We start from the raw sequence: 22,818 nt of genomic DNA, 5'->3' as shown, positions 1-22,818 counted from the left end.
CAGCCCCTCCATGTCCCCCTGGGACGAACTTCCCGTCCGGGACGAGCTGCGCGGCAAGTCCCCCTACGGCGCGCCCCAACTCGACGTCCCCGTACGCCTGAACACCAACGAGAACCCGTACGCACTGCCCGAACCCCTCGTCGAGCGGATCGCCGAGCGGGTGCGCGAAGCCGCCCGGAACCTCAACCGCTACCCCGACCGGGACGCGGTGGAGCTGCGTACCGAACTGGCCAAGTACCTGACGGACACCGGTAAGTTCGCGGTCGGCCTCGAGAACGTATGGGCGGCCAACGGCTCGAACGAGGTCATCCAGCAACTGCTGCAGACCTTCGGCGGGCCCGGCCGTACGGCGATCGGCTTCGAGCCCTCGTACTCGATGCACGGCCTGATCGCGCGCGGTACGGGGACGGGCTGGATCTCCGGGCCACGCAACGAGGACTTCACGATCGATCTCGCCGCCGCCGAGGAGTCGATCGCCGAGAACCGGCCCGACGTCGTCTTCATCACGACCCCCAACAACCCCACGGGCAACGCCGTTCCGCCCGAGACGGTCATCGCGCTGTACGAGGCCGCGCAGGCGGCGAAGCCGTCCATGGTGGTCGTGGACGAGGCGTACATCGAGTTCAGCCACGGCGACTCGCTGCTGCCGCTGCTCGAAGGCCGGCCGCATCTGGTCGTCTCGCGGACCATGTCGAAGGCGTTCGGCGCGGCCGGGCTGCGCCTCGGCTATCTCGCCGCGCACCCGGCGGTGGTGGACGCCGTCCAGCTCGTACGGCTGCCGTATCACCTTTCGGCGGTCACGCAGGCGACCGCGCTGGCCGCCCTGGAGCACACCGAGACGCTGCTGAAGTACGTCGAGCAGCTGAAGGCCGAGCGGGACCGGCTGGTGGGCGAGCTGCGGTCGATCGGCTACGAAGTGACCGAGTCCGACGCCAACTTCGTGCAGTTCGGGCGGTTCGCCGACGCCCATGAGGTCTGGCAGAAGATCCTCGACCGGGGCGTCCTGGTCCGGGACAACGGCGTACCGGGATGGCTGCGGGTCAGCGCCGGTACGCCCGAAGAGAACGACGCGTTCCTCGACGCGGTACGTGAACTCAAGAAGGAGCAGAACGCATGAGCCGCGTAGGCCGTGTCGAACGGAACACCAAAGAGACGTCCGTCGTCGTCGAGATCGACCTCGACGGCACCGGCAAGGTCGATGTGTCGACGGGCGTCGGCTTCTACGACCACATGCTCGACCAGCTCGGCCGTCACGGTCTGTTCGACCTGACCGTGAAGACCGAGGGCGACCTGCACATCGACTCGCACCACACCATCGAGGACACGGCCCTCGCGCTGGGCGCCGCCTTCAAGCAGGCGCTCGGCGACAAGGTGGGGATCTACCGCTTCGGCAACTGCACGGTCCCGCTGGACGAGTCGCTCGCCCAGGTGACCGTCGACCTCTCCGGCCGCCCCTACCTCGTGCACACGGAGCCCGAGAAGATGGCGCCGATGATCGGCGAGTACGACACCACGATGACGCGGCACATCCTGGAGTCCTTCGTCGCCCAGGCGCAGATCGCGCTGCACGTACACGTGCCCTACGGGCGCAACGCGCACCACATCGTGGAGTGCCAGTTCAAGGCGCTGGCGCGGGCGCTGCGTTACGCCTCCGAGCGTGACCCGCGGGCCGCCGGCATCCTTCCGTCCACGAAGGGCGCACTGTAAAGCCATGAACGGCCTGTCCACCGTACTGATCGTCGTCGGGCTCTTCCTGGTCGGCGGCATCATCTCCTTCGCCAAGCAGCAGATGCCGAAGAGCCTCATCGTGCTGCTCTCCATCGGTGCCGCGATGTGTCTCGTGGCGGGGATCCTCCGGCTGGAGGTGTGGAATTGAGTACTCCTTCAAAACGAGTGGTCGTCTTTGACTACGGCTTTGGGAACGTACGGTCCGCCGAACGTGCTCTCGCGCGCGCAGGTGCCGACGTCGAGATAACCCGCGACTTCGACAAGGCCATGAACGCGGACGGGCTGCTGGTGCCGGGAGTCGGCGCCTTCGCCTCCTGTATGCAGGGACTGACGGAAGCCCGCGGCGACTGGATCATCGATCGCCGGCTGTCGGGCGGGCGCCCGGTGATGGGCATCTGCGTCGGTATGCAGATCCTCTTCGCGCGCGGCATCGAGCACGGCGTGGAGACCGAGGGCATGGACGAGTGGCCCGGCTCGGTCGAGCCGCTCCAGGCCGACATCGTGCCGCACATGGGCTGGAACACCGTGACGGCACCGGCCGGTTCGGAGCTGTTCGCGGGCCTGGATGCCGACGCCCGCTTCTACTTCGTGCACTCGTACGCCGTCCACGACTGGTCCATGGAGACCGCGAACGCGGCGATGCGGGCGCCCGTGGTGACCTGGTCGACGCACGGCAAGCCCTTCGTGGCGGCCGTGGAGAACGGCGTCCTGTGGGCGACGCAGTTCCACCCCGAGAAGTCCGGCGACGCCGGAGCGCAGCTGCTGAAGAACTGGATCGGAACCCTCTGATGACGTCGAATCCCTCTGGGAAGCTCGAACTCCTCCCCGCCGTCGACGTCCGTGACGGCCAGGCGGTCCGCCTGGTGCACGGCGAGTCCGGTACGGAGACCTCGTACGGCTCTCCTCTGGAGGCCGCTCTCGCCTGGCAGCGGGCAGGTGCCGAGTGGCTGCATCTGGTGGACCTGGACGCGGCGTTCGGGACGGGCGACAACCGTGGGTTGATCGCCGAGGTCGCGAAGGCGATGGACATCAAGGTCGAGCTGTCCGGCGGCATTCGGGACGACGCTTCGCTGGCCGCCGCCCTGGCCACCGGCTGTACGCGTGTGAACCTGGGCACGGCCGCCCTGGAGACTCCCGAGTGGGTCGCCAAGGTCATCGCCGAGCACGGCGACAAGATCGCGGTCGGTCTCGACGTACGCGGTACGACGCTGCGCGGGCGCGGCTGGACCCGTGACGGCGGCGACCTGTACGAGACGCTGGAGCGCCTCAACAAGGAGGGCTGCGCACGCTACGTGGTGACGGACATCGCCAAGGACGGCACGCTGCAGGGCCCGAACCTGGAGCTGCTGCGCAATGTGTGCGCGGCGACGGACCGCCCGGTGGTGGCCTCCGGCGGGGTGTCCTCCCTGGACGACCTGCGGGCCATCGCCGAGCTCGTACCTCTCGGTGTCGAGGGCTCCATCGTCGGGAAGGCCCTGTACGCGAAGGCGTTCACCCTGGAAGAGGCCTTGGAGGCTGTGGCGTCATGAGCGATGCCGTGCGGCGCGTGCAGAGCGAAAGCCCCTGGGAGGAGTCCTTCGGTTTCGCACGCGCCGTCGCGGCGGGCGACCGAGTCCTGGTGGCGGGCACGACGTCTTTCAAGGGCAGCGTGCTGTACGGGGAGGGCGACCCGTACGAGCAGGCCAGGGTGGCGTTCGCCAACGCTCTGGACGCGATAGGCGAGTTCGGGCTCGACGTCGAATCCGTTCTCCGTACGCGGTTGTATCTCACCCACGCGCGGGACGTGGACGAGGTGGGCCGGGCCCACAAGGAGCTCTTCGACTCCGTACGCCCAGTCTCGACCCTGCTGATCGTGGACGGCTTCGTCGATCCGCGCATCCTGGTCGAAGTGGAACTGGAAGCCTTCAGAGGCTAGAAGCGCATTTTTGCTGGTGAGGAGCCGTGAATCCATGACTCTGGCGGTCCGAGTCATCCCCTGCCTGGACGTAGACAACGGCCGGGTCGTCAAGGGCGTCAACTTCCAGAACCTGCGCGACGCGGGCGACCCCGTCGAGATGGCCAAGGTGTACGACGCCGAGGGCGCCGACGAGTTGACGTTCCTGGACATCACGGCGTCGTCGGGCAACCGCGAGACGACGTACGACGTGGTGCGGCGCACGGCGGAACAGGTGTTCATTCCGCTGACGGTCGGCGGTGGGGTCCGTACCACCGAGGACGTCGACAAACTGCTGCGGGCGGGCGCGGACAAGGTGGGCGTGAACACCGCGGCGATCGCCCGTCCGGAGCTGATCCGCGAGATCGCCGAACGCTTCGGCCGCCAGGTCCTGGTCCTGTCGGTCGACGCGCGCAGGACGCCGTCCGGAAGCTTCGAGGTGACGACGCACGGTGGTCGCAAGGGCACGGGCATCGACGCCGTCGAATGGGCGCATCAGGCGGCCGAGTTGGGCGCGGGCGAGATCCTGCTCAACTCGATGGACGCGGATGGTACGAAGGACGGCTACGACATCGAGATGATCGAAGCGGTACGGGGGCACGTCACCGTCCCGCTGATCGCCAGTGGCGGAGCCGGGCGGCTCGCCGACTTCCCGCCGGCGATCACCGCGGGCGCGGACGCGGTACTCGCGGCCTCCGTCTTCCACTTCGGGGACCTGCGGATCGGCGAGGTGAAGGAGACGCTGCGGGGGTCGGGGCACCCCGTACGGTAGTTCGAGGTATCACTCTTGGTAGTGAATTTGGTAGTAATCAGGTTTCTTTCGTGGCTATCGTGATCGCATGCCTGGAATCACGATCGAGTTCACCGAGGAAGAGCTGGCCGAGCTGCGCGCCGAAGCCAAGGAACAGGGCGTCGCGATCAAGCGGCTGGCGCACGACATACTGACCGAGGATGTCGTGCGTCGACGGCAGAAGCAGCGGTTCGTCGAGGGGGCGTCGAAGAAGGCCCGGGAGATCATGGCGGACTTCGACGAGCGCTTCCCGAAGGGCCTGCGGTGACCCTCTACGTGGACACCGGATGGGTCCTCAACATCCAGGTGAACGTCTCGCCACAGAACACGCCGATCCGCGACTGGGGCGCGTTGCACTGCATGGCCGAACGGCACAGGTACGAACGTGTCGCAGGCGAGCCCTACTACGAGGAGATCCCCGCACGGGCGGCGACCTTCCTGCACACCGCCCTGAGGCTGCGACCCTTCAGCGACTACAACGCCTCGATCGGCATCGCCTGCGCCTGGGAGTACATGGAGCAGTCCGGGATGCCGTTCGAGCTGTCGTACGGCGAGGTTGCGAAACTCGTAGCCGACATCCGCAGCGACGAGGCCGACCTCACGGAAGCGGCCCGTTTGCTGCGCGACTGGGCCGCGTAGACAGGATGGACGAGGAAGGCCGCGCAACGCTCGTTGCGCGGCCTTCCTGCGCGTATCAGTCCCCGCCTAGATCCCCAGCTGTTTCGTCTCGTGCAGCTTCGCGATCGCGGCCTTGTCGCCTTCCAGTTCCACGTCGGCCTCGTTCAAGCGGCCGTAGGTGAACATCAGCAGCTCGGATGGCTCGCCGGTCACTGTCACCACCGGGGTGCCGCGGTGGGCCACCGCCGTCTGGCCGTCCGGGCGGCGCAGCACCAGGCCGGTCGGGACGCTGCGGCCCACGAGGCGGGCCGTTCGCTCCAGGCGGGACCAGAGGGCGTCCTGGAAGACGGGGTCCAGTTCGCGCGGGGTCCAGTTCGGCTGCGCGCGCCGTACGTCCTCGGTGTGGACGTAGAACTCGACCGTGTTCGCCGCCTCGTCGATCTGCTTGAGAGAGAAGGGCGAGAAGCGGGGCGGGCCGGTACGGATCAGCTGGATCAGTTCCTCGTACGGCTTCTCGGTGAACTCCGCCATCACCCGGTCCAGGCGCGGCGCGAGCTGTTTGATCAGGGTGCCGCCCGCTGCGTCCGGGCGGCGCTCGCGCACCACCACATGGGCGGCCAGATCCCGGGTGTTCCAGCCCTCGCACAGGGTCGGGGCATCCGGGCCCGAGGCTTCCAACAGGTCGGCGAGGAGGAGTCGTTCACGCTTTGCATGGGTCGACATGTCTGCCAGCCTACGACCGGCTTCGCGGTCCGGACAGTGGACGCCCGCCGAACGGCCCGTACGAGCGCGGCACAATGGCTCCCATGACCCGCGTGCCCCCGCCCAGCAACCTGGATCCCGCCATCGCCGCGCGCCTCAAGCGCAGCACGGACGGGCTCGTCCCCGCGATCGCCCAGCAGTACGACACCGGAGAGGTGCTGATGCTGGGCTGGATGAACGACGAGGCGCTGCACCGCACACTGACCACGGGCCGCTGCACCTACTGGTCGCGCAGCCGCCAGGAGTACTGGGTCAAGGGCGACACCTCCGGGCACGTCCAGCACGTCAAGTCCGTCGCCCTCGACTGCGACGCCGACACCGTCCTGGTCAAGGTCGACCAAGTGGGCGCCGCCTGCCACACGGGTGCCCGCACCTGCTTCGACGCCGACGTCCTGATCGAGGACGCCGTGTCCCACGTACAGTCCCTCGGTCAGTAAGGTCAGCGGCCATGGACCTCGAGACGTTCCGCAAGCTGGCCACCGACCGGCGTGTCATCCCCGTCAGCCGCAAGCTCCTCGCGGACGGCGACACACCCGTCGCGCTCTACCGCAAGCTCGCCGCCGAGCGGCCCGGCACCTTCCTGCTGGAGTCCGCCGAGAACGGCCGCTCCTGGTCCCGTTACTCCTTCGTGGGCGTCCGCTCCGCCGCGACTCTCACCGAGCGTGGCGGGCAGGCGCACTGGCTCGGCACCCCGCCCGTCGGCGTCCCCGTCGGCGGCGACCCGCTCGCCGCCCTGCGCGCCACCGTCGAGGCGCTGCACACCCCGCACGACCTCGTCCACGACAGCGGACTGCCCCCGTTCACCGGCGGCATGGTCGGCTATCTCGGCTACGACATCGTGCGCCGCCTGGAGAAGATCGGCCCCGGCGAGCGCGACGACCTGAAACTTCCCGAGCTGACCATGCTGCTCACCAGCGACCTCGCGGTCCTGGACCACTGGGACGGCACGGTCCTGCTGATCGCCAACGCGATCAACCACAACGACCTCGACACGGGCGTCGACGAGGCCTACGCGGACGCCGTCGCCCGCCTGGACGCCATGGAGGCCGACCTCTCGCACGCCGTCTCCCAGCCCCCGGCCGCACTCCCGCCCTCCGAACTCCCCGAGTACACCGCGCTGTGGGGCGGCCCCGACTACCAGGTCGCCGTCGAGGACATCAAGGAGCGCATCCGGGCAGGCGAGGCCTTCCAGGTCGTACCCTCCCAGCGCTTCGAAACCCCTTGCACGGCAAGCGCGTTGGACGTCTACCGCGTACTGCGGGCCACCAACCCCTCCCCGTACATGTACCTCTTCCGCTTCGACGGCTTCGACGTCGTGGGCTCCTCCCCGGAGGCCCTCGTCAAGGTCGAGGACGGGCACGCGATGGTGCACCCCATCGCCGGTACGCGACCGCGCGGCGCGACCCCGCAGGAGGACCAGGCCCTCGCCGACGAACTCCTCGCCGACCCCAAGGAACGCGCCGAGCACCTGATGCTCGTCGACCTCGGACGCAACGACCTGGGCCGCGTCTGCGAGCCGGGTTCCGTCGAGGTCGTCGACTTCATGTCCATCGAGCGGTACTCGCACGTCATGCACATCGTCTCGACGGTGACCGGCAAGGTCGCACAGGGGCGTACGGCCTTCGACGTCCTGACCGCCTGCTTCCCCGCGGGCACCCTCTCCGGCGCCCCCAAGCCCCGCGCGATGCAGATCATCGACGAGCTGGAGCCGAGCCGCCGCGGCGTGTACGGCGGCTGCGTCGGCTACCTCGACTTCGCGGGCGACTCCGACACCGCCATCGCCATCCGTACGGCCCTGCTGCGGGACGGCACGGCGTACGTGCAGGCCGGCGCCGGAGTCGTCGCCGACTCGAACCCCGTGGCCGAGGACGACGAGTGCCGCAACAAGGCGGCGGCGGTACTCAGGGCGGTGCACACGGCGAACCGGCTCGGACAATAGGGCACTTCTCACGTGGGCCCCGGGTGACCGTTCGCCCGGGGTTCAGGCGATAGTGGGGTACGTGACTGCTGTACCTCACTCCCGATCCGAAGCCGCCGGACCCGCCCGGTCCGGCCGCCGGAGCCTTGCCATCGCCCTGCTGTGCGGCGCGCTCGGTGCGGCCGTGGCGCTGCTCGCCACGCGGCAGGGCTGGTCGGAGGGCACCGCGACGGTGGCCGGCGGCGACTTCCCGCTGAAGGCCACGGGCAGCGACGTCACGGGTGTGCCCGCGTCCCTCGCCATAGTGGGCCTGGCCGCCCTCGTCGCCGTCTTCGCCGTCCGCCGTGCCGGGCGCTTCCTGGTCGCCGGGCTCCTCGCGCTCTCCGGCGCGGGCACCGTGGCCGCGGCCCTCCTCGGCGCCTCCGACAGCTCCGCACTCGACGACAAGGCCGCGCAGGCCTCCGGCGACACCGCCGCGACCGTCGACTCCATGAGCCATACCGCCTGGCCGTACGTCGCCGCCGCGGGCGGAGTACTGCTCCTGCTCGCCGGACTGCTCGCGCTGCGCTACGGACGGCTGTGGCCGGCCATGTCGGGCCGGTACGAGCGGGACGGCACCCCCAGGCCCCGTAGGCCCAGGCCTGCCGCGGACCCGGACCGGCCCGAGGAGATGTGGAAGGCGCTGGACCGCGGCGAGGACCCGACAGGAGCGTAAGCGCTCCGCTGGGTTGCGCGGTTTCAAGCTGCGGGTTCGTTGTGGCTTGTCGCGCCCGCGCGGCGGAGCCGCAAATCGATACAGCCCCGCGCCCCTGAAGGAGGGCCTGCGGCCCCCCTCAGGGGCGCGGTACCGCGCCGGACTTCACCGAGGCCGCTCGGCGCGGGCGCGTGAGGCAGGACCCCCGATCAACACGCACGCGCGCGTGCGGAACAATGGGCTTCGAGCGTCCGACTCACTCAGGCGACTCGCACAGGCACATACAGCCACACACGCAATCAGCAACGAGGAGCAAGTCATGGCGGGCAACCACCACGGTCACACCCCGGCCGCCTGGACCGGTGTCATCATCGTCTTCATCGGTTTCTGCGTCTCGGGTGCCTTCATGGTGCTGGCCAACCCGCTGGGCTTCTGGGCCGGCATGGTCATCTGCGTCCTCGGCGGAGTGGTCGGCATGGCCATGCGCGCGGCGGGCCTCGGCCAGCCGAAGTCCACCCACCCGCCGCACAAGGTGGCCTCCGAGAGCTGATCTGCCACACGGCGACGAGTAAGGCGGCACCGGCGCTGGAAGCCGGGGCCGCCTTTTGCTGTGCGCGGTTTCCTGTGCGCGAGGCAGAATGCGTTGAGTGGACCCCGAAAGCCAGAGGGCGACGTCCCCTCCCGGATCCGTGGTGCGGCGGCTCGCCGTGCCCGGCGGTGTGCTCGCGGCCGTCGTCGGCGCCTTCGCGTACGTCGCCGCCGTGGATCCGAACGAGCCGGGGCACTACCCCGCTTGTCCGCTGTTCCAGTACGCGGGCGTGTACTGCCCCGGCTGCGGCGGACTGCGCAGTGCGCACGCCTTCGTGTACGGGGACTTCGCGGCGGCGCTCCAGGCCAACGCGGTCGCGGTCGTGGCGTACTTCGTGTTCGCGGTGCTGTGGATCGTCTGGGCGGTCCGATCGGTCCGGGGCCGCCCGCTGAGCCTCGACTTGAGGACCGTTCACCTGTGGGGGCTCGGGGCGCTGCTGCTTGTCTTCACGGTTGTCCGGAACCTGCCGTTCGGTGGCTGGCTTCACCCTTGATCAACTGGCGAACGCCCAGTACGGGGGTACCTTCCGCCCGAGCCGTGCGAAGCTGGTTCGAGGGTGGGGGAGGGGCCGCCGTCAACCGGATGCGAGAGCTGAGCCCTCCTGCGGATACCATCGCAGTGACCATCGGTTTCGTCTGATGCGGGCGACCTTCGAATCAACCGCTCAGCAGCTCGACAGCTACAACCGTCCACCGTCAGGAAGGGGGCCGCTCGCGTGAGTGTGCTCGACGAGATCATCGACGGAGTCCGTGCCGACCTCGCGGAGCGGCAGGCACACGTCAGCCTCGACGAGCTCAAGGAGCGTGCGGCGAAGGCTCCTGCGGCCAAGGACGGCGTGGCCGCCCTGCGCGGCGACGGCGTCAAGGTCATCTGCGAGGTGAAGCGTTCGAGCCCGTCCAAGGGCGCGCTCGCCGCGATCGCCGACCCGGCAGGGCTTGCGGCGGACTACGAGGCGGGCGGCGCGGCGGTGATCTCGGTACTGACCGAGCAGCGTCGCTTCGGAGGTTCGCTGGCCGATCTGGAGGCCGTCCGCGCCCGGGTGGACATCCCAATCCTGCGCAAGGACTTCATCGTCACGTCGTACCAGCTGTGGGAGGCGCGGGCGTACGGCGCGGATCTGGCCCTGCTGATCGTCGCGGCCCTGGACCAGCCCGCCCTGGAGTCCCTCATCGAGCGCGCCGTGTCCATCGGGCTCACACCGATCGTCGAGGTGCACGACGAGGACGAGGTCGAGCGTGCGGTGGAGGCCGGCGCGAAAGTCATCGGCGTCAACGCCCGGGACCTGAAGACTCTGAAGGTCGACCGCTCGACGTTCGACCGCATCGCCCCCGAGATCCCCGACACCATCGTCAAGATCGCCGAGTCAGGCGTCCGCGGCCCCCATGACCTCATCGCCTACGCCAACGCCGGCGCCGACGCGGTCCTGGTCGGCGAGTCCCTGGTCACGGGCCGCGACCCGAAGGCAGCGGTCTCCGACCTGGTGGCAGCGGGCGCGCACCCCGCGCTGCGGCACGGACGGGGCTGACGCTCCGGTGCACACCGTTTCCGACGCCGCCGCCACCCGTCCGGGCCTGCGCCCCGACGGGGACTCGGCGCGCGTACGGTCGGCTGCACCGCACGATCCGAGTGACGGCGTGGCCCTTCTCGGAGGGCGCCCGGTCGCGGCGGCCCCGCGTGCCGGGGAGGCCCGCCTAGGCGTATGCGCGGTCGCTCACCGCCTTGTGGCGCGCCCTGTCGTCGGTCATGGCACTTCGGCCGGCCTCGCGCCGCGGGGCCTCACCCGCCCCGGCCGCCTCGGGGCACGTGCAGTCGCCGAGGCCCTCACGGCGGCCCGCGACCCCTACGCCCGCCTCGCCAGAGGCTGCCGCCCGCGCGGCTGCCGGGCACCCGCCCGCCGGGTCCACGGACGCCGGGTGCGGTACGTGATCGGCGACGAGCCGGGCCAGGTCAACGGGATGCGATGGCGTCGGCGCCTCGTGCGCCCACTCTGTTCGGAGCTCTGAGCCGCCGGTAGGCTCCGCCGGTTCGTTCCCGGGTGCGTCCCCTGTGGGCGCGCATCGGTCCGCCACGGACCGGGTGCGCCCCGTCAGGACGCCTCTGTCCCGCCGAGGCGGCGACCAGCCCCGTGGTTTCGGACCGTCGGATTCCGGCGGGCCGCCACCCCGCGGCGGCAGCCAGAGCCCGCCGGAGGCACAGGCGGCAGCCACTGTCCGCCGAGGCGCAGGACGGCACCGACTCCCGCCGAAGGTGACGACGCCCCCGCCGGTGTCCCACCCGAGGCATACCGTGACCATTGTCAGACTCGAGACCTGGGGCCTCACGCCCCTGCGAGGTAACCGCATGCCCAGCGAGTTCTTCATTCCTGACCCGGAGGGTCAAGTCCCCACTGCCGAGGGCTACTTCGGCGTGTTCGGCGGCAAGTTCATCCCGGAGGCGCTGGTCGCCGCCGTGGACGAGGTCGCCGTGGAGTACGACAAGGCGAAGTCCGATCCGGAGTTCGCACGCGAGCTGGACGACCTGCTCGTCAACTACACCGGACGGCCGAGCGCACTGACCGAGGTGCCCCGGTTCGCCGAACACGCCGGTGGTGCCCGGATCTTCCTCAAGCGCGAAGACCTGAACCACACCGGCTCGCACAAGATCAACAATGTGCTCGGCCAGGCCCTGCTCACCAAGCGCATGGGCAAGACCCGCGTCATCGCCGAGACCGGAGCCGGCCAGCACGGCGTCGCGACCGCCACCGCCTGCGCCCTCTTCGGCCTCGAGTGCACCATCTACATGGGCGAGATCGACACCCAGCGGCAGGCCCTCAACGTCGCCCGTATGCGCATGCTCGGCGCCGAGGTCATCGCCGTGAAGTCCGGCAGCCGGACGCTCAAGGACGCCATCAACGAGGCCTTCCGCGACTGGGTCGCCAACGTCGAGCACACGCACTACCTGTTCGGGACCGTGGCGGGCCCGCATCCCTTCCCCGCCATGGTGCGCGACTTCCACCGGGTGATCGGCGTCGAGGCCCGGCGCCAGCTCCTGGAGCGCGCCGGTCGCCTCCCCGACGCCGCCATCGCCTGCGTCGGCGGCGGCTCGAACGCCATCGGCCTCTTCCACGCCTTCATCCCCGACACGGACGTACGCCTCATCGGCTGCGAGCCGGCCGGCCACGGCATCGAGACCGGCGAGCACGCGGCCACCCTCACCGCCGGTGAGCCGGGCATCCTGCACGGTTCGAGGAGTTACGTACTGCAGGACGAGGAGGGCCAGATCACCGAGCCGTACTCGATCTCGGCCGGGCTCGACTACCCGGGCATCGGCCCCGAGCACTCGTACCTCAAGGACAGCGGCCGCGGCGAGTACCGCGCCGTCACCGACGACGCGGCCATGCAGGCCCTGCGCCTACTGTCCCGCACCGAGGGAATCATCCCGGCCATCGAGAGCGCGCACGCGCTCGCCGGTGCCCTGGAGGTGGGCCAGGAGCTGGGCAAGGACGGGCTGATCATCGTCAACCTGTCCGGACGCGGCGACAAGGACATGGACACGGCCGCCCGTTACTTCGGCCTGTACGACAAGGGCGCCGACGCCGTCGTCGCCGCGGATGCCGACAGTGACACCGCCGAGATCGAAGGGGACGCCAAGTGAGCGGCAACATCGAGCTGTTGAGCGACACCCTCGCGGCAGCGAAGGCGGAGGGCCGGTCCGCCCTCATCGCGTACCTCCCGGCCGGCTTTCCGACCGTCGACGGCGGGATCGCCGCCATCAAGGCCGTCTTCGAGGGCGGCGCCGACGTCGTCGAGGTCGGGCTGCCGCACAGCGACCCGGTCCTCGACGGCCCGGTCATCCAGACCGCCGACGACATCGCCCTGCGCGGCGGAGTCAGGATCGCGGACGTGATGCGCACGGTCCGCGAGGCGTACGAGGCGACCGGGAAGCCGGTGCTCGTCATGACGTACTGGAACCCCATCGACCGTTACGGCGTCGAGCGCTTCACCGCCGAGCTGGCGGAAGCCGGCGGGGCGGGCTGCATCCTGCCCGACCTCCCGGTGCAGGAGTCGGCCCTCTGGAGGGAGCACGCCGAGAAGCACGGCCTCGCGACCGTCTTCGTCGTCGCGCCCAGCAGCAAGGACGCCCGGCTCGCCCAGATCACCGCGGCGGGCTCCGGATTCGTGTACGCGGCCTCCCTGATGGGCGTCACCGGCACCCGCGAGTCGGTGGGCGCACAGGCGCAGGACCTCGTACACCGCACCAAGGCCACCACCGAACTGCCGGTCTGTGTCGGCCTCGGCGTCTCCAACGCCGGACAGGCCGCCGAGGTCGCCGGCTTCGCCGACGGCGTCATTGTCGGCTCGGCCTTCGTCAAGCGCATGCTGGACGCGCCGGACGAGACGGCGGCTCTGGAGGCCGTACGCGCACTCGCCGCGGACCTCGCGAAGGGCGTGCGCGGGACGGCGTGACGGGCGGTCCCTCAGACGGGGGAGAAACGGAAAATCCGCTCACTCGTACGGGTGGACCTGGGACCGGGGAGGCGCTCTGTGCCTCCCCGGTTCGTTCTGCCGGATGTGAGCGAGAAGAACCGTGAAGGAAAGCGCACCGCCCGCGAGCGGCTGGCGGTCGAGCGAGAGAAGCAGAAGGCCGGGGAGAAGCGCCGCCGTGCGCTGATCGTGAGCTCCACTGCGGTCTGCGTACTGACACTGGCGGGGGTGATCGGCACACTGGCCGCGAACGCGGGCAACGGCAAGGGAGATCCCGAGGGCCCGGTCAGAGCGCCCTCGAGGGCGACCGGCGGCGACAGTCCCGCCATCCCCGTGGGCAAGGAGAGCGCCAGATCGACGCTCACCGTGTGGGAGGACTTCCGCTGCCCGGCCTGCAAGAGCTTCGAGGACGCGTACCGCTCGACGATCCATGAGCTGACGGACTCCGGACAGCTGAAGGTCGAGTATCACCTCGCGACGCTGATCGACGGGAACATGGGCGGCAGCGGCTCCCTGCGCGCCGCCAACGCCTCGGCGTGCGCTCAGAACGCCGGGAAGTTCCCCGAGTACCACGACGTGCTGTTCCAGAACCAGCCTCCGGAGACGAGCGACGAGTTCGCCGACAACGGCAAGCTGATCGAGCTGGCGGGCAAGGTCGACGGACTCGACACCCCCACGTTCAGGAAGTGCGTCGAGGACGGTACGCACAACAGCTGGGTCGCCAAGTCCAACAAGGCCTTCCAGACCGGCGGCTTCCAGGGCACGCCGACGGTGCTGCTGAACGGCAAGAACATCTACCAGGACCGGGCGATGACCCCGGCGAAGCTGAAGCGGATGATCGAGGAGTCGGACAAGTCGTAGCGCCGGCGCGGGTTTCGGGGCCTGAGGCCCATGGCCCGTTATCCCGTTATGGAGCCGTAGCCAGGGCGGGTTGCCGCACTTCCCGCCCGGCAGGGTAGCGTCGACCCTGCCATGGAACTTGCCTCTTTCCCCAGCCCGTCGCGCGGAGTGTACGAACTCGGCGGTGTCATTCCGCTGCGCGGCTACGCGTTCTGCATCATCATCGGCGTCTTTCTGGCCGTCTGGCTCGGAAACAAACGGTGGATCGCCCGCGGCGGCCGGTCCGGCACCGTGGCCGACATCGCCGTGTGGGCGGTGCCGTTCGGTCTCGTCGGCGGCCGGCTGTACCACGTCATCACGGACTACCAGCTGTACTTCAGCGAGGGCGAGGACTGGGTCGACGCCTTCAAGATCTGGGAGGGCGGCCTCGGCATCTGGGGCGCCATCGCGCTGGGTGGCCTGGGGGCGTGGATCGGCTGCCGTCGCCGCGGGATCCCGCTGCCCGCCTGGGCCGACGCCGTCGCCCCGGGCATCGCTCTCGCGCAGGCCGTCGGCCGCTGGGGCAACTGGTTCAACCAGGAGCTGTACGGGCGGGCCACGGACCTGCCCTGGGCAGTGAAGATCACGTCCTCGGACGACGGGCGCATTCCTGGCACGTACCACCCGACCTTCCTCTACGAGTCGTTGTGGTGCATCGGCGTAGCGCTGCTCGTGATCTGGGCCGACCGGCGCTTCAAGCTCGGGCACGGGCGGGCGTTCGCGCTGTACGTCGCCGCGTACTGCGCGGGCCGGTTCTGGATCGAGTACATGCGCGTCGACGAGGCCCATGAATTCCTCGGGCTGCGCCTGAACAACTGGACCGCGATCGTGGTCTTCCTCCTCGCCGTCCTCTACATCGTGCTGTCGGCCAAGCGGCGGCCAGGACGGGAAGAGGTCGTCGAGCCGGCTGCCGCCGCCGACCGGGAGGCCGACACGGAGGCCTCCGGCAAGGAGTCCGAGAAGGAGTCCAAGGAGGCCGACGCCGCGGAATCCGCCGACTCCTCTGACGTGAAGGACGAGGCCGAGTCGGCCAAGAAGACCTGACGTCGGCTTGTACGTCGCAGGGGGCGCCCCAAATTTTTGGGGCGCCCCCTTCGTACGTCCGCAAACGTGCAGGTAAGTACGGCCTTCCTTGCTGGCAGGAGCGAAATTCCAGGCGTACTTTTGGTGTTGTCGAAAAGTGGAATCAGTCCAGTCAAAGCTCCCTGGGGGACCGGCGTGGCCATCATCGAGACCGAAGCGAGCCTGCACGAAGCGCACCGCGACAACCACACCCACCGGGACGTCAACGGTGGCTGGCTGCGCCCTGCGGTCTTCGGTGCGATGGACGGTCTCGTCTCCAATCTGGCGCTGATGACCGGTGTGGCGGGCGGGGCCGTCTCTCATCAGACGGTCGTTCTCACCGGCCTTGCGGGACTCGCCGCCGGCGCCTTCTCCATGGCGGCCGGCGAGTACACCTCCGTCGCCTCGCAGCGCGAACTCGTCGAGGCCGAACTCGACGTGGAGCGTAGGGAGTTGCGCAAGCATCCCAAGGACGAGGAGCACGAGCTCGCCAAGCTGTACGAAGGCAGGGGTGTGACCCCCGAGCTCGCCCGCGAGGTGGCCGGGCAGCTGTCCAAGGACCCCGAGCAGGCTCTCGAGATCCACGCGCGCGAGGAGCTGGGCATCGACCCCGGCGACCTGCCCTCGCCGGCCGTGGCCGCCGCCTCCTCCTTCGGCTCGTTCGCGCTGGGCGCCCTGCTGCCCGTACTCCCGTATCTGCTCGGTGCGACCGCGCTGTGGCCGGCGGTGCTGTTGGCGCTGCTCGGGCTCTTCGCGTGCGGAGCGGTGGTGGCCAGGGTGACCGCGCGTTCCTGGTGGTACAGCGGACTGCGGCAGCTCGCTCTGGGCGGTGCCGCGGCGGGTGTGACGTACGCCCTGGGCAGTCTGTTCGGTGCGGCCGTATGATGGATCAGCTGAGGGTTCTATGCATGGGACTGCATAAGTAACTGTTACTCGGCGGTTTCGAATCCTTAACCACTGGGCATGAGCCGTAAGCGCTGCGGGCAATGAGGCCTGCTGTGCACCAGTGCGGTGGGCGACGTTGCCCGCCGCGAACCCGGACCGGCGGGCAGGATCTGTCCCCGTTGGCCCCCTTATTCCACCGCCACGAGCGGTACTCCCACCGCGACCTGCGGTGTCCGCATGTTGGAACGCGGTATCCGGTTCCCGAGAACCGCTCCATCATGTAACCTGCACGAAATTTTGATCTCAGCAGAGGGCCAGCGTCGTCCCTCGGCAATCTGCATATGCCACAACACGACGACGGGAGAGCCGATGCGTACGCCGCGCCAGCCGTCCCAGCATTCCGAGAACGGCCAGAAGTGGTCGTTCATGGATGCTCGCCCTGCTGCGCAGGGTATGTACGACCCCCGCAACGAGCACGACGCCTGTGGCGTCGGCTTCGTGGCGACCCTCACCGGCGAGGCGAGCCATACGCTGGTCGAGCAGGCGCTCACGGTTCTGCGCAACCTGGAGCACCGTGGTGCCACCGGCGCCGAGCCCGACTCGGGCGACGGTGCCGGCATCCTGTCCCAGGTCCCCGACGCCTTCTTCCGTGAGGTGGCCGGTTTCGCGCTGCCCGAGGCCGGTGCGTACGCGGTCGGTACCGCCTTCCTGCCCGAGCACAACGCGGCCGACGCCGTCGCGCGGATCGACGCGATCGCCGCCGAAGAGGGCCTGACCGTCCTCGGCTGGCGCGAGGTCCCGGTCGCCCCCGAACTCCTCGGCGCCACCGCCCGCTCCACGATGCCCGCCTTCCGGCAGATCTTCGTCAGCGACGGCGTCAGCAAGGGCATCGACCTCGACCGCAAGGCCTTTGTGCTGCGCAAGCGCGCCGAGCGTGAGGCCGACGTGTACTTCCCGTCGCTCTCCGCGCGCACCATCGTCTACAAGGGCATGCTGACCACCGGTCAGCTGGAGCCCTTCTTCCCGGACCTGTCCGACCGCCGCTTCGCCTCCGCGATCGCGCTCGTGCACTCCCGGTTCTCCACCAACACCTTCCCGAGCTGGCCGCTCGCGCACCCGTACCGCTTCGTCGCGCACAACGGCGAGATCAACACGGTCATGGGCAACCGCAACTGGATGCGCGCCCGCGAGTCCCAGCTGGTCTCCGATCTGTTCGGCCCGTCGGAGAAGCTGGAGCGGATCTTCCCGATCTGTACCCCGGACGCGTCCGACTCGGCGACCTTCGACGAGGTCCTGGAGCTGATCCACCTCGGCGGCCGTTCGCTGCCGCACTCCGTGCTGATGATGATCCCGGAGGCGTGGGAGAACCACGACTCCATGGACCCGGACCGGCGCGCCTTCTACCAGTTCCACTCCATGATGATGGAGCCCTGGGACGGCCCGGCCTGTGTCACCTTCACCGACGGCACCCAGGTCGGCGCGGTCCTCGACCGCAACGGCCTGCGCCCCGGCCGCTACTGGGTCACCGACGAGGGCCTCGTCGTCCTCGGCTCCGAGGTCGGCGTCCTCGACATCGACCCGGCGAAGGTCGTCCGCAAGGGCCGTCTGCAGCCCGGCCGGATGTTCCTCGTGGACACCGCCGAGCACCGCATCATCGAGGACGACGAGATCAAGGCCGAGCTCGCCGTCGAGAAGCCGTACGCGGACTGGCTGGAAGCCGGCGAGATCGAGCTTTCCGACCTGCCCGAGCGCGAGCACATCGTGCACACCCACGCCTCGGTCACCCGCCGCCAGCAGACCTTCGGCTACACCGAGGAGGAGCTGCGCGTCATCCTCGCGCCGATGGCCAAGACCGGCGGCGAGCCCCTCGGCTCCATGGGTACGGACTCGCCGATCGCGGCCCTGTCCGAGCGCCCGCGGCTGCTCTTCGACTACTTCACCCAGCTGTTCGCGCAGGTCACCAACCCGCCGCTGGACGCCATCCGCGAGGAGCTCGTCACCTCCCTGCGCTCGTCCCTCGGCCCCGCGGGCAACCTCCTGGAGCCCACCGCCGCGTCGTGTCGCAGTGTCACGCTGCCCTTCCCGGTGATCGACAACGACGAGCTGGCCAAGCTCATCCACATAAACGCCGACGGCGACATGCCGGGTATGAAGGCCGCGACCCTGTCGGGTCTCTACCGGGTCGGCGGAGGCGGCGACGCCCTCGCGGCCCGTATCGAGGAGATCTGCACCGAGGCCGACGCCGCCATAGAGAACGGCGCCCGCCTGATCGTCCTCTCGGACCGGCACTCCGACGCCGAGCACGCGCCGATCCCGTCGCTGCTGCTCACCGCGGCCGTCCACCACCACCTCATCCGTACGAAGCAGCGCACCCAGGTGGGCCTGCTCGTCGAGGCCGGTGACGTCCGCGAGGTCCACCACGTGGCCCTGCTCATCGGTTACGGCGCCGCGGCCGTGAACCCGTACCTGGCGATGGAGTCCGTCGAGGACCTCGTCCGCGCAGGGACGTTCCTGCCCGGCATCGAGCCCGAGAAGGCCATCCGCAACCTGATCTACGCCCTCGGCAAGGGCGTCCTGAAGGTCATGTCCAAGATGGGCATCTCGACCGTCGCCTCCTACCGCGGTGCCCAGGTCTTCGAGGCCGTCGGTCTCGACCAGGCCTTCGTCCAGAAGTACTTCAACGGCACCGCCACCAAGATCGGCGGCGTCGGCATCGACGTCATCGCCAAGGAGGTCGCCGCCCGCCACGCGAAGGCGTACCCGGCGAGCGGCATCGCGCCCGCGCACCGAGCTCTCGACATAGGCGGCGAGTACCAGTGGCGCCGCGAGGGCGAGCCGCACCTGTTCGACCCGGAGACGGTCTTCCGCCTCCAGCACTCGACGCGCAGCGGCAGCTACGACATCTTCAAGAAGTACACGGACCGCGTGAACGAGCAGTCCGAGCGGCTGATGACCCTGCGCGGGCTGTTCGGCTTCAAGTCGGGCCGCGAGCCGATCTCCATCGACGAGGTCGAGCCGGCGAGCGAGATCGTCAAGCGCTTCTCCACCGGCGCCATGTCGTACGGCTCCATCTCGAAGGAAGCGCACGAGACGCTCGCCATCGCGATGAACCAGCTGGGCGGCAAGTCCAACACCGGTGAGGGCGGCGAGGACGCGGACCGGCTGTACGACCCGGCACGCCGTTCGTCGATCAAGCAGGTGGCGTCCGGTCGCTTCGGTGTGACGAGCGAATACCTCGTCAACGCCGACGACATTCAGATCAAGATGGCCCAGGGCGCCAAGCCCGGCGAGGGCGGCCAGCTGCCCGGCCACAAGGTCTACCCGTGGGTGGCCAAGACCCGGCACAGCACCCCCGGTGTCGGCCTGATCTCCCCGCCGCCGCACCACGACATCTACTCCATCGAGGACCTGGCTCAGCTGATCCACGACCTGAAGAACGCGAACCCGCAGGCGCGGATTCACGTGAAGCTGGTCTCCGAGGTCGGTGTCGGCACGGTCGCCGCGGGTGTCTCCAAGGCGCACGCGGACGTCGTACTGATCTCGGGTCACGACGGCGGTACGGGCGCGTCCCCGCTGACGTCGCTCAAGCACGCCGGTGGTCCCTGGGAGCTGGGCCTCGCCGAGACCCAGCAGACTCTGCTGCTCAACGGCCTGCGCGACCGCATCGTCGTGCAGACCGACGGCCAGCTGAAGACCGGCCGTGACGTCGTCATCGCCGCACTGCTCGGCGCCGAGGAGTTCGGTTTCGCGACCGCGCCGCTCGTCGTCTCCGGCTGCGTCATGATGCGCGTCTGCCACCTGGACACCTGCCCGGTCGGCATCGCCACGCAGAACCCGACGCTCCGCGACCGGTTCACGGGCAAGGCCGAGTACGTCGTGAACTTCTTCCAGTTCATCGCCGAGGAGGTCCGCGAGCTCCTCGCCGAGCTGGGCTTCCGCTCCATCGAGGAGGCCGTCGGCCACGCCGAGACGCTCGACGTCACGCGTGCCATCGACCACTGGAAGGCGCAGGGCCTGAACCTGGAGCCGCTGTTCCACGTGCCCGAACTGCCCGAGGGCGCGGTGCGCCACCAGGTCATCGCGCAGGACCACGGCCTGGAGAAGGCGCTCGACAACGAGCTGATCAAGCTCTCCGCCGACGCCCTGGCCGCGGCCGGCGCGACCGACGCCCAGCCGGTCCGCGCCCAGGTCGCGATCCGCAACATCAACCGCACGGTCGGCACCATGCTCGGCCACGAGGTGACGAAGAAGTTCGGCGGCGCGGGCCTGCCCGACGACACCATCGACATCACCTTCACGGGTTCGGCGGGCCAGTCCTTCGGCGCCTTCCTGCCGCGCGGTGTGACGCTGCGCCTGGAGGGCGACGCCAACGACTACGTCGGCAAGGGCCTGTCCGGTGGCCGCGTGATCGTCCGCCCGGACCGGGGTGCCGACCACCTCGCCGAGTTCTCGACGATCGCGGGCAACACCATCGCGTACGGCGCGACCGGCGGCGAGCTGTTCCTCCGGGGCCGTACCGGCGAGCGGTTCTGCGTCCGCAACTCCGGCGCGACGGTCGTGTCCGAGGGCGTGGGCGACCACGGCTGCGAGTACATGACCGGCGGTCACGCGGTCGTCCTCGGCGAGACGGGCCGCAACTTCGCGGCCGGCATGTCGGGCGGTATCGCGTACGTGATCGACCTGGACCGCGACAACGTGAACGTCGGCAACGTCGGCGCCATCGAGAAGCTGGACGACACCGACAAGCAGTGGCTGCACGACGTGGTGCGCCGGCACGCGGAGGAGACCGGCTCCACGGTCGCCGGGAAGCTCCTCGCCGAGTGGTCCGAGTCGGTGGACCGCTTCAGCAAGATCATCCCCAGTACGTACAAAGCAGTGCTCGCCGCCAAGGACGCCGCCGAGCGAGCCGGGCTCTCCGAGTCCGAGATCACCGAGAAGATGATGGAGGCGGCGACCAATGGCTGATCCCAAGGGCTTTCTCAACCACGGACGCGAGGTCGCCAGGACCCGTCCCGTCGAGGAGCGCGTCAAGGACTGGAACGAGGTCTACGTCCCCGGCTCGCTGCTGCCGATCATCTCCAAGCAGGCCTCGCGCTGCATGGACTGCGGTATCCCGTTCTGCCACAACGGCTGTCCGCTGGGGAACCTCATCCCCGAGTGGAACGACTACGCGTACCGCGAGGACTGGTCGGCGGCGTTGGAGCGGCTGCACGCCACGAACAACTTCCCGGAGTTCACCGGGCGACTGTGCCCGGCCCCTTGTGAGTCGGCGTGCGTCCTCGGCATCAACCAGCCCGCCGTGACCATCAAGAACGTCGAGGTCTCGATCATCGACAAGGCGTGGGACAGCGGCGATGTCGCGCCGCAGGCGCCGGAGCGGCTGTCCGGCAAGACGGTCGCGGTCATCGGCTCGGGCCCGGCCGGCCTGGCCGCCGCCCAGCAGCTGACGCGGGCCGGTCACACCGTCGCCGTCTACGAGCGGGCGGACCGTATCGGCGGTCTCCTGCGCTACGGCATCCCCGAGTTCAAGATGGAGAAGCGGCACATCAACCGCCGTATCGAGCAGATGCGCGCGGAGGGCACCCGCTTCCGTACGGGCATCGAGATCGGCCGCGACATGAAGGCGACGGATCTGCGCAAGCGGTACGACGCCGTGGTCATCGCGGCCGGGTCGACCGTCTCGCGTGACCTTCCCGTCCCCGGGCGTGAGCTGAACGGCATCCACTTCGCGATGGAGTACCTGCCGCTGGCCAACAAGGTGCAGGAGGGCGACTATGTGACGCCTCCGATCACCGCCGAGGGCAAGCACGTCGTGGTCATCGGCGGCGGCGACACGGGCGCGGACTGCGTGGGCACCGCCCACCGTCAGGGCGCGGCCTCCGTCACGCAGCTGGAGATCATGCCGCAGCCGGGCGAGGAGCGGAACCCGGGCCAGCCCTGGCCGACCTTCCCCATGCTCTACAAGGTCACCTCCGCGCACGAGGAGGGCGGCGAGCGGATGTACTCCGTCTCCACCACCCACTTCGAGGGCGACGAGGACGGCAACGTGCAGTGGCTGCACCTTGTCGAGGTCGAGTTCGTGGACGGCAAGCTGAACCAGAAGCCGGGTACGGAGCGCAAGATTCCGGCTCAGCTGGTCACGCTCGCGATGGGCTTCACCGGGATCGACCAGGAGAACGGGATGGTCTCGCAGTTCGGCCTGGACCTCGACGAGCGGGGCAATGTCGCCCGTGACGGCGATTTCCAGACGAGCGTTCCGGGTGTCTTCGTGGCGGGTGACGCCGGCCGCGGTCAGTCGCTGATCGTGTGGGCCATCGCGGAGGGCCGCTCGGCCGCCCGCGGCGTCGACCGCTTCCTCACGGGCGCGAGCGACCTCCCGGCCCCCATCCGCCCGACGGACCGCGCACTCGCGGTCTGACGGCCCCACCCAGAACGTCCCGTACAAAGGCGTACGGAACACCACGACGCCCGCCCCTTGTCCCCGACCGGACGCAGGG

24 protein-coding genes are annotated in these 22,818 nt (G+C 69.4%); 23 read left to right on the top strand and 1 reads right to left on the bottom strand.

Annotated features, from left to right (window positions below):
- Positions 1–10 precede the first annotated feature (10 nt).
- The 9 genes from OP79_RS01785 (at position 11) to OP79_RS01745 (ending at position 5,090) form a co-directional block, all read left to right on the top strand.
- Positions 11–1,117, top strand: a complete 1,107-nt coding sequence (locus tag OP79_RS01785; RefSeq protein ID WP_033318050.1) for a histidinol-phosphate transaminase — start codon at positions 11–13, stop codon at positions 1,115–1,117.
- Complete coding sequence (hisB, locus tag OP79_RS01780; protein WP_033318049.1) at positions 1,114–1,707, top strand: imidazoleglycerol-phosphate dehydratase HisB; 594 nt, start codon at positions 1,114–1,116, stop codon at positions 1,705–1,707. The genes OP79_RS01785 and hisB overlap by 4 nt, the downstream gene beginning before the upstream one ends.
- A gap of 4 nt (positions 1,708–1,711) precedes the next feature.
- Complete coding sequence (locus OP79_RS55895; RefSeq protein WP_033318048.1) at positions 1,712–1,876, top strand: hypothetical protein; 165 nt, start codon at positions 1,712–1,714, stop codon at positions 1,874–1,876.
- The gene (hisH, locus tag OP79_RS01770; protein WP_063741847.1) at positions 1,867–2,517 is read left to right on the top strand and encodes an imidazole glycerol phosphate synthase subunit HisH; all 651 of its coding nucleotides are present in this window, start codon (positions 1,867–1,869) and stop codon (positions 2,515–2,517) included. Before OP79_RS55895 ends, hisH begins: the two co-directional genes overlap by 10 nt.
- The gene (gene priA, locus OP79_RS01765; protein WP_033318046.1) at positions 2,517–3,257 is read left to right on the top strand and encodes a bifunctional 1-(5-phosphoribosyl)-5-((5-phosphoribosylamino)methylideneamino)imidazole-4-carboxamide isomerase/phosphoribosylanthranilate isomerase PriA; all 741 of its coding nucleotides are present in this window, start codon (positions 2,517–2,519) and stop codon (positions 3,255–3,257) included. The genes hisH and priA overlap by 1 nt, the downstream gene beginning before the upstream one ends.
- Entirely contained in the window at positions 3,254–3,643 is a 390-nt protein-coding gene (locus OP79_RS01760; protein ID WP_033318045.1) for a RidA family protein, read from the top strand. The genes priA and OP79_RS01760 overlap by 4 nt, the downstream gene beginning before the upstream one ends.
- Positions 3,644–3,677: 34 nt before the next feature.
- The gene (hisF, locus tag OP79_RS01755) at positions 3,678–4,433 is read left to right on the top strand and encodes an imidazole glycerol phosphate synthase subunit HisF (RefSeq protein WP_033318044.1); all 756 of its coding nucleotides are present in this window, start codon (positions 3,678–3,680) and stop codon (positions 4,431–4,433) included.
- 67 nt (positions 4,434–4,500) lie between these two features.
- Positions 4,501–4,719 (top strand): hypothetical protein, encoded by a 219-nt coding sequence (locus OP79_RS01750; protein WP_033318043.1) that lies wholly within the window; start codon positions 4,501–4,503, stop codon positions 4,717–4,719.
- The gene (locus OP79_RS01745; protein WP_033318042.1) at positions 4,716–5,090 is read left to right on the top strand and encodes a hypothetical protein; all 375 of its coding nucleotides are present in this window, start codon (positions 4,716–4,718) and stop codon (positions 5,088–5,090) included. Before OP79_RS01750 ends, OP79_RS01745 begins: the two co-directional genes overlap by 4 nt.
- Before the next feature lie 66 nt (positions 5,091–5,156).
- On the opposite strand, the gene OP79_RS01740 is transcribed toward OP79_RS01745, so the two are convergent.
- Entirely contained in the window at positions 5,157–5,792 is a 636-nt protein-coding gene (locus OP79_RS01740) for a TIGR03085 family metal-binding protein (protein ID WP_033318041.1), read from the bottom strand.
- Between the two features lie 74 nt (positions 5,793–5,866).
- Here OP79_RS01740 and hisI point away from each other — a divergent pair, with 74 nt between their 5' ends.
- The 14 genes from hisI to OP79_RS01675 all read left to right on the top strand — a co-directional run bounded on the left by hisI (position 5,867) and on the right by OP79_RS01675 (position 22,739).
- A complete protein-coding gene (gene hisI, locus OP79_RS01735) occupies positions 5,867–6,268 on the top strand; it encodes a phosphoribosyl-AMP cyclohydrolase (RefSeq protein ID WP_033318040.1) in 402 nt (133 codons plus the stop codon).
- 11 nt (positions 6,269–6,279) lie between these two features.
- Positions 6,280–7,770, top strand: a complete 1,491-nt coding sequence (locus tag OP79_RS01730; RefSeq protein ID WP_033318039.1) for an anthranilate synthase component I — start codon at positions 6,280–6,282, stop codon at positions 7,768–7,770.
- Between the two features lie 52 nt (positions 7,771–7,822).
- Positions 7,823–8,464: a TIGR02234 family membrane protein gene (locus tag OP79_RS01725; protein ID WP_033318038.1), complete on the top strand. Its 642-nt coding sequence runs from the start codon at positions 7,823–7,825 to the stop codon at positions 8,462–8,464.
- 298 nt (positions 8,465–8,762) lie between these two features.
- Complete coding sequence (locus OP79_RS01720) at positions 8,763–8,993, top strand: HGxxPAAW family protein (RefSeq protein WP_033318037.1); 231 nt, start codon at positions 8,763–8,765, stop codon at positions 8,991–8,993.
- A 97-nt stretch (positions 8,994–9,090) separates the two neighbouring features.
- Positions 9,091–9,525 (top strand): DUF2752 domain-containing protein, encoded by a 435-nt coding sequence (locus OP79_RS01715; RefSeq protein ID WP_051744313.1) that lies wholly within the window; start codon positions 9,091–9,093, stop codon positions 9,523–9,525.
- Between the two features lie 222 nt (positions 9,526–9,747).
- The gene (gene trpC / locus OP79_RS01710; protein WP_033318035.1) at positions 9,748–10,557 is read left to right on the top strand and encodes an indole-3-glycerol phosphate synthase TrpC; all 810 of its coding nucleotides are present in this window, start codon (positions 9,748–9,750) and stop codon (positions 10,555–10,557) included.
- A 196-nt stretch (positions 10,558–10,753) separates the two neighbouring features.
- A complete protein-coding gene (trpM, locus tag OP79_RS58415) occupies positions 10,754–11,035 on the top strand; it encodes a tryptophan biosynthesis modulator TrpM (protein ID WP_078491559.1) in 282 nt (93 codons plus the stop codon).
- A gap of 337 nt (positions 11,036–11,372) precedes the next feature.
- On the top strand, positions 11,373–12,665 hold the full coding sequence (gene trpB / locus OP79_RS01705; protein ID WP_033318034.1) for a tryptophan synthase subunit beta: 1,293 nt from the start codon (positions 11,373–11,375) through the stop codon (positions 12,663–12,665).
- A complete protein-coding gene (gene trpA, locus OP79_RS01700; RefSeq protein WP_033318033.1) occupies positions 12,662–13,477 on the top strand; it encodes a tryptophan synthase subunit alpha in 816 nt (271 codons plus the stop codon). Before trpB ends, trpA begins: the two co-directional genes overlap by 4 nt.
- Positions 13,478–13,582: 105 nt before the next feature.
- Positions 13,583–14,356: a DsbA family protein gene (locus OP79_RS01695; RefSeq protein ID WP_033318146.1), complete on the top strand. Its 774-nt coding sequence runs from the start codon at positions 13,583–13,585 to the stop codon at positions 14,354–14,356.
- A gap of 111 nt (positions 14,357–14,467) precedes the next feature.
- Positions 14,468–15,418, top strand: coding sequence for a prolipoprotein diacylglyceryl transferase (gene lgt / locus OP79_RS01690; protein ID WP_033318032.1), 951 nt, complete (start codon positions 14,468–14,470; stop codon positions 15,416–15,418).
- A gap of 174 nt (positions 15,419–15,592) precedes the next feature.
- Complete coding sequence (locus OP79_RS01685; protein ID WP_033318031.1) at positions 15,593–16,321, top strand: VIT1/CCC1 transporter family protein; 729 nt, start codon at positions 15,593–15,595, stop codon at positions 16,319–16,321.
- Between the two features lie 369 nt (positions 16,322–16,690).
- Entirely contained in the window at positions 16,691–21,286 is a 4,596-nt protein-coding gene (gene gltB, locus OP79_RS01680; protein ID WP_078491552.1) for a glutamate synthase large subunit, read from the top strand.
- Entirely contained in the window at positions 21,279–22,739 is a 1,461-nt protein-coding gene (locus OP79_RS01675; RefSeq protein ID WP_033318029.1) for a glutamate synthase subunit beta, read from the top strand. The genes gltB and OP79_RS01675 overlap by 8 nt, the downstream gene beginning before the upstream one ends.
- The last annotated feature ends 79 nt before the right edge of the window (positions 22,740–22,818 follow it).

This window comes from Streptomyces yerevanensis, from assembly GCF_000716805.1.
Classification (GTDB): Bacteria; Actinomycetota; Actinomycetes; order Streptomycetales; family Streptomycetaceae; genus Streptomyces; species Streptomyces flaveus.
Note: the sequence above shows the minus strand (reverse complement) of the source record. Positions and strands in the feature narration are given on the sequence as shown.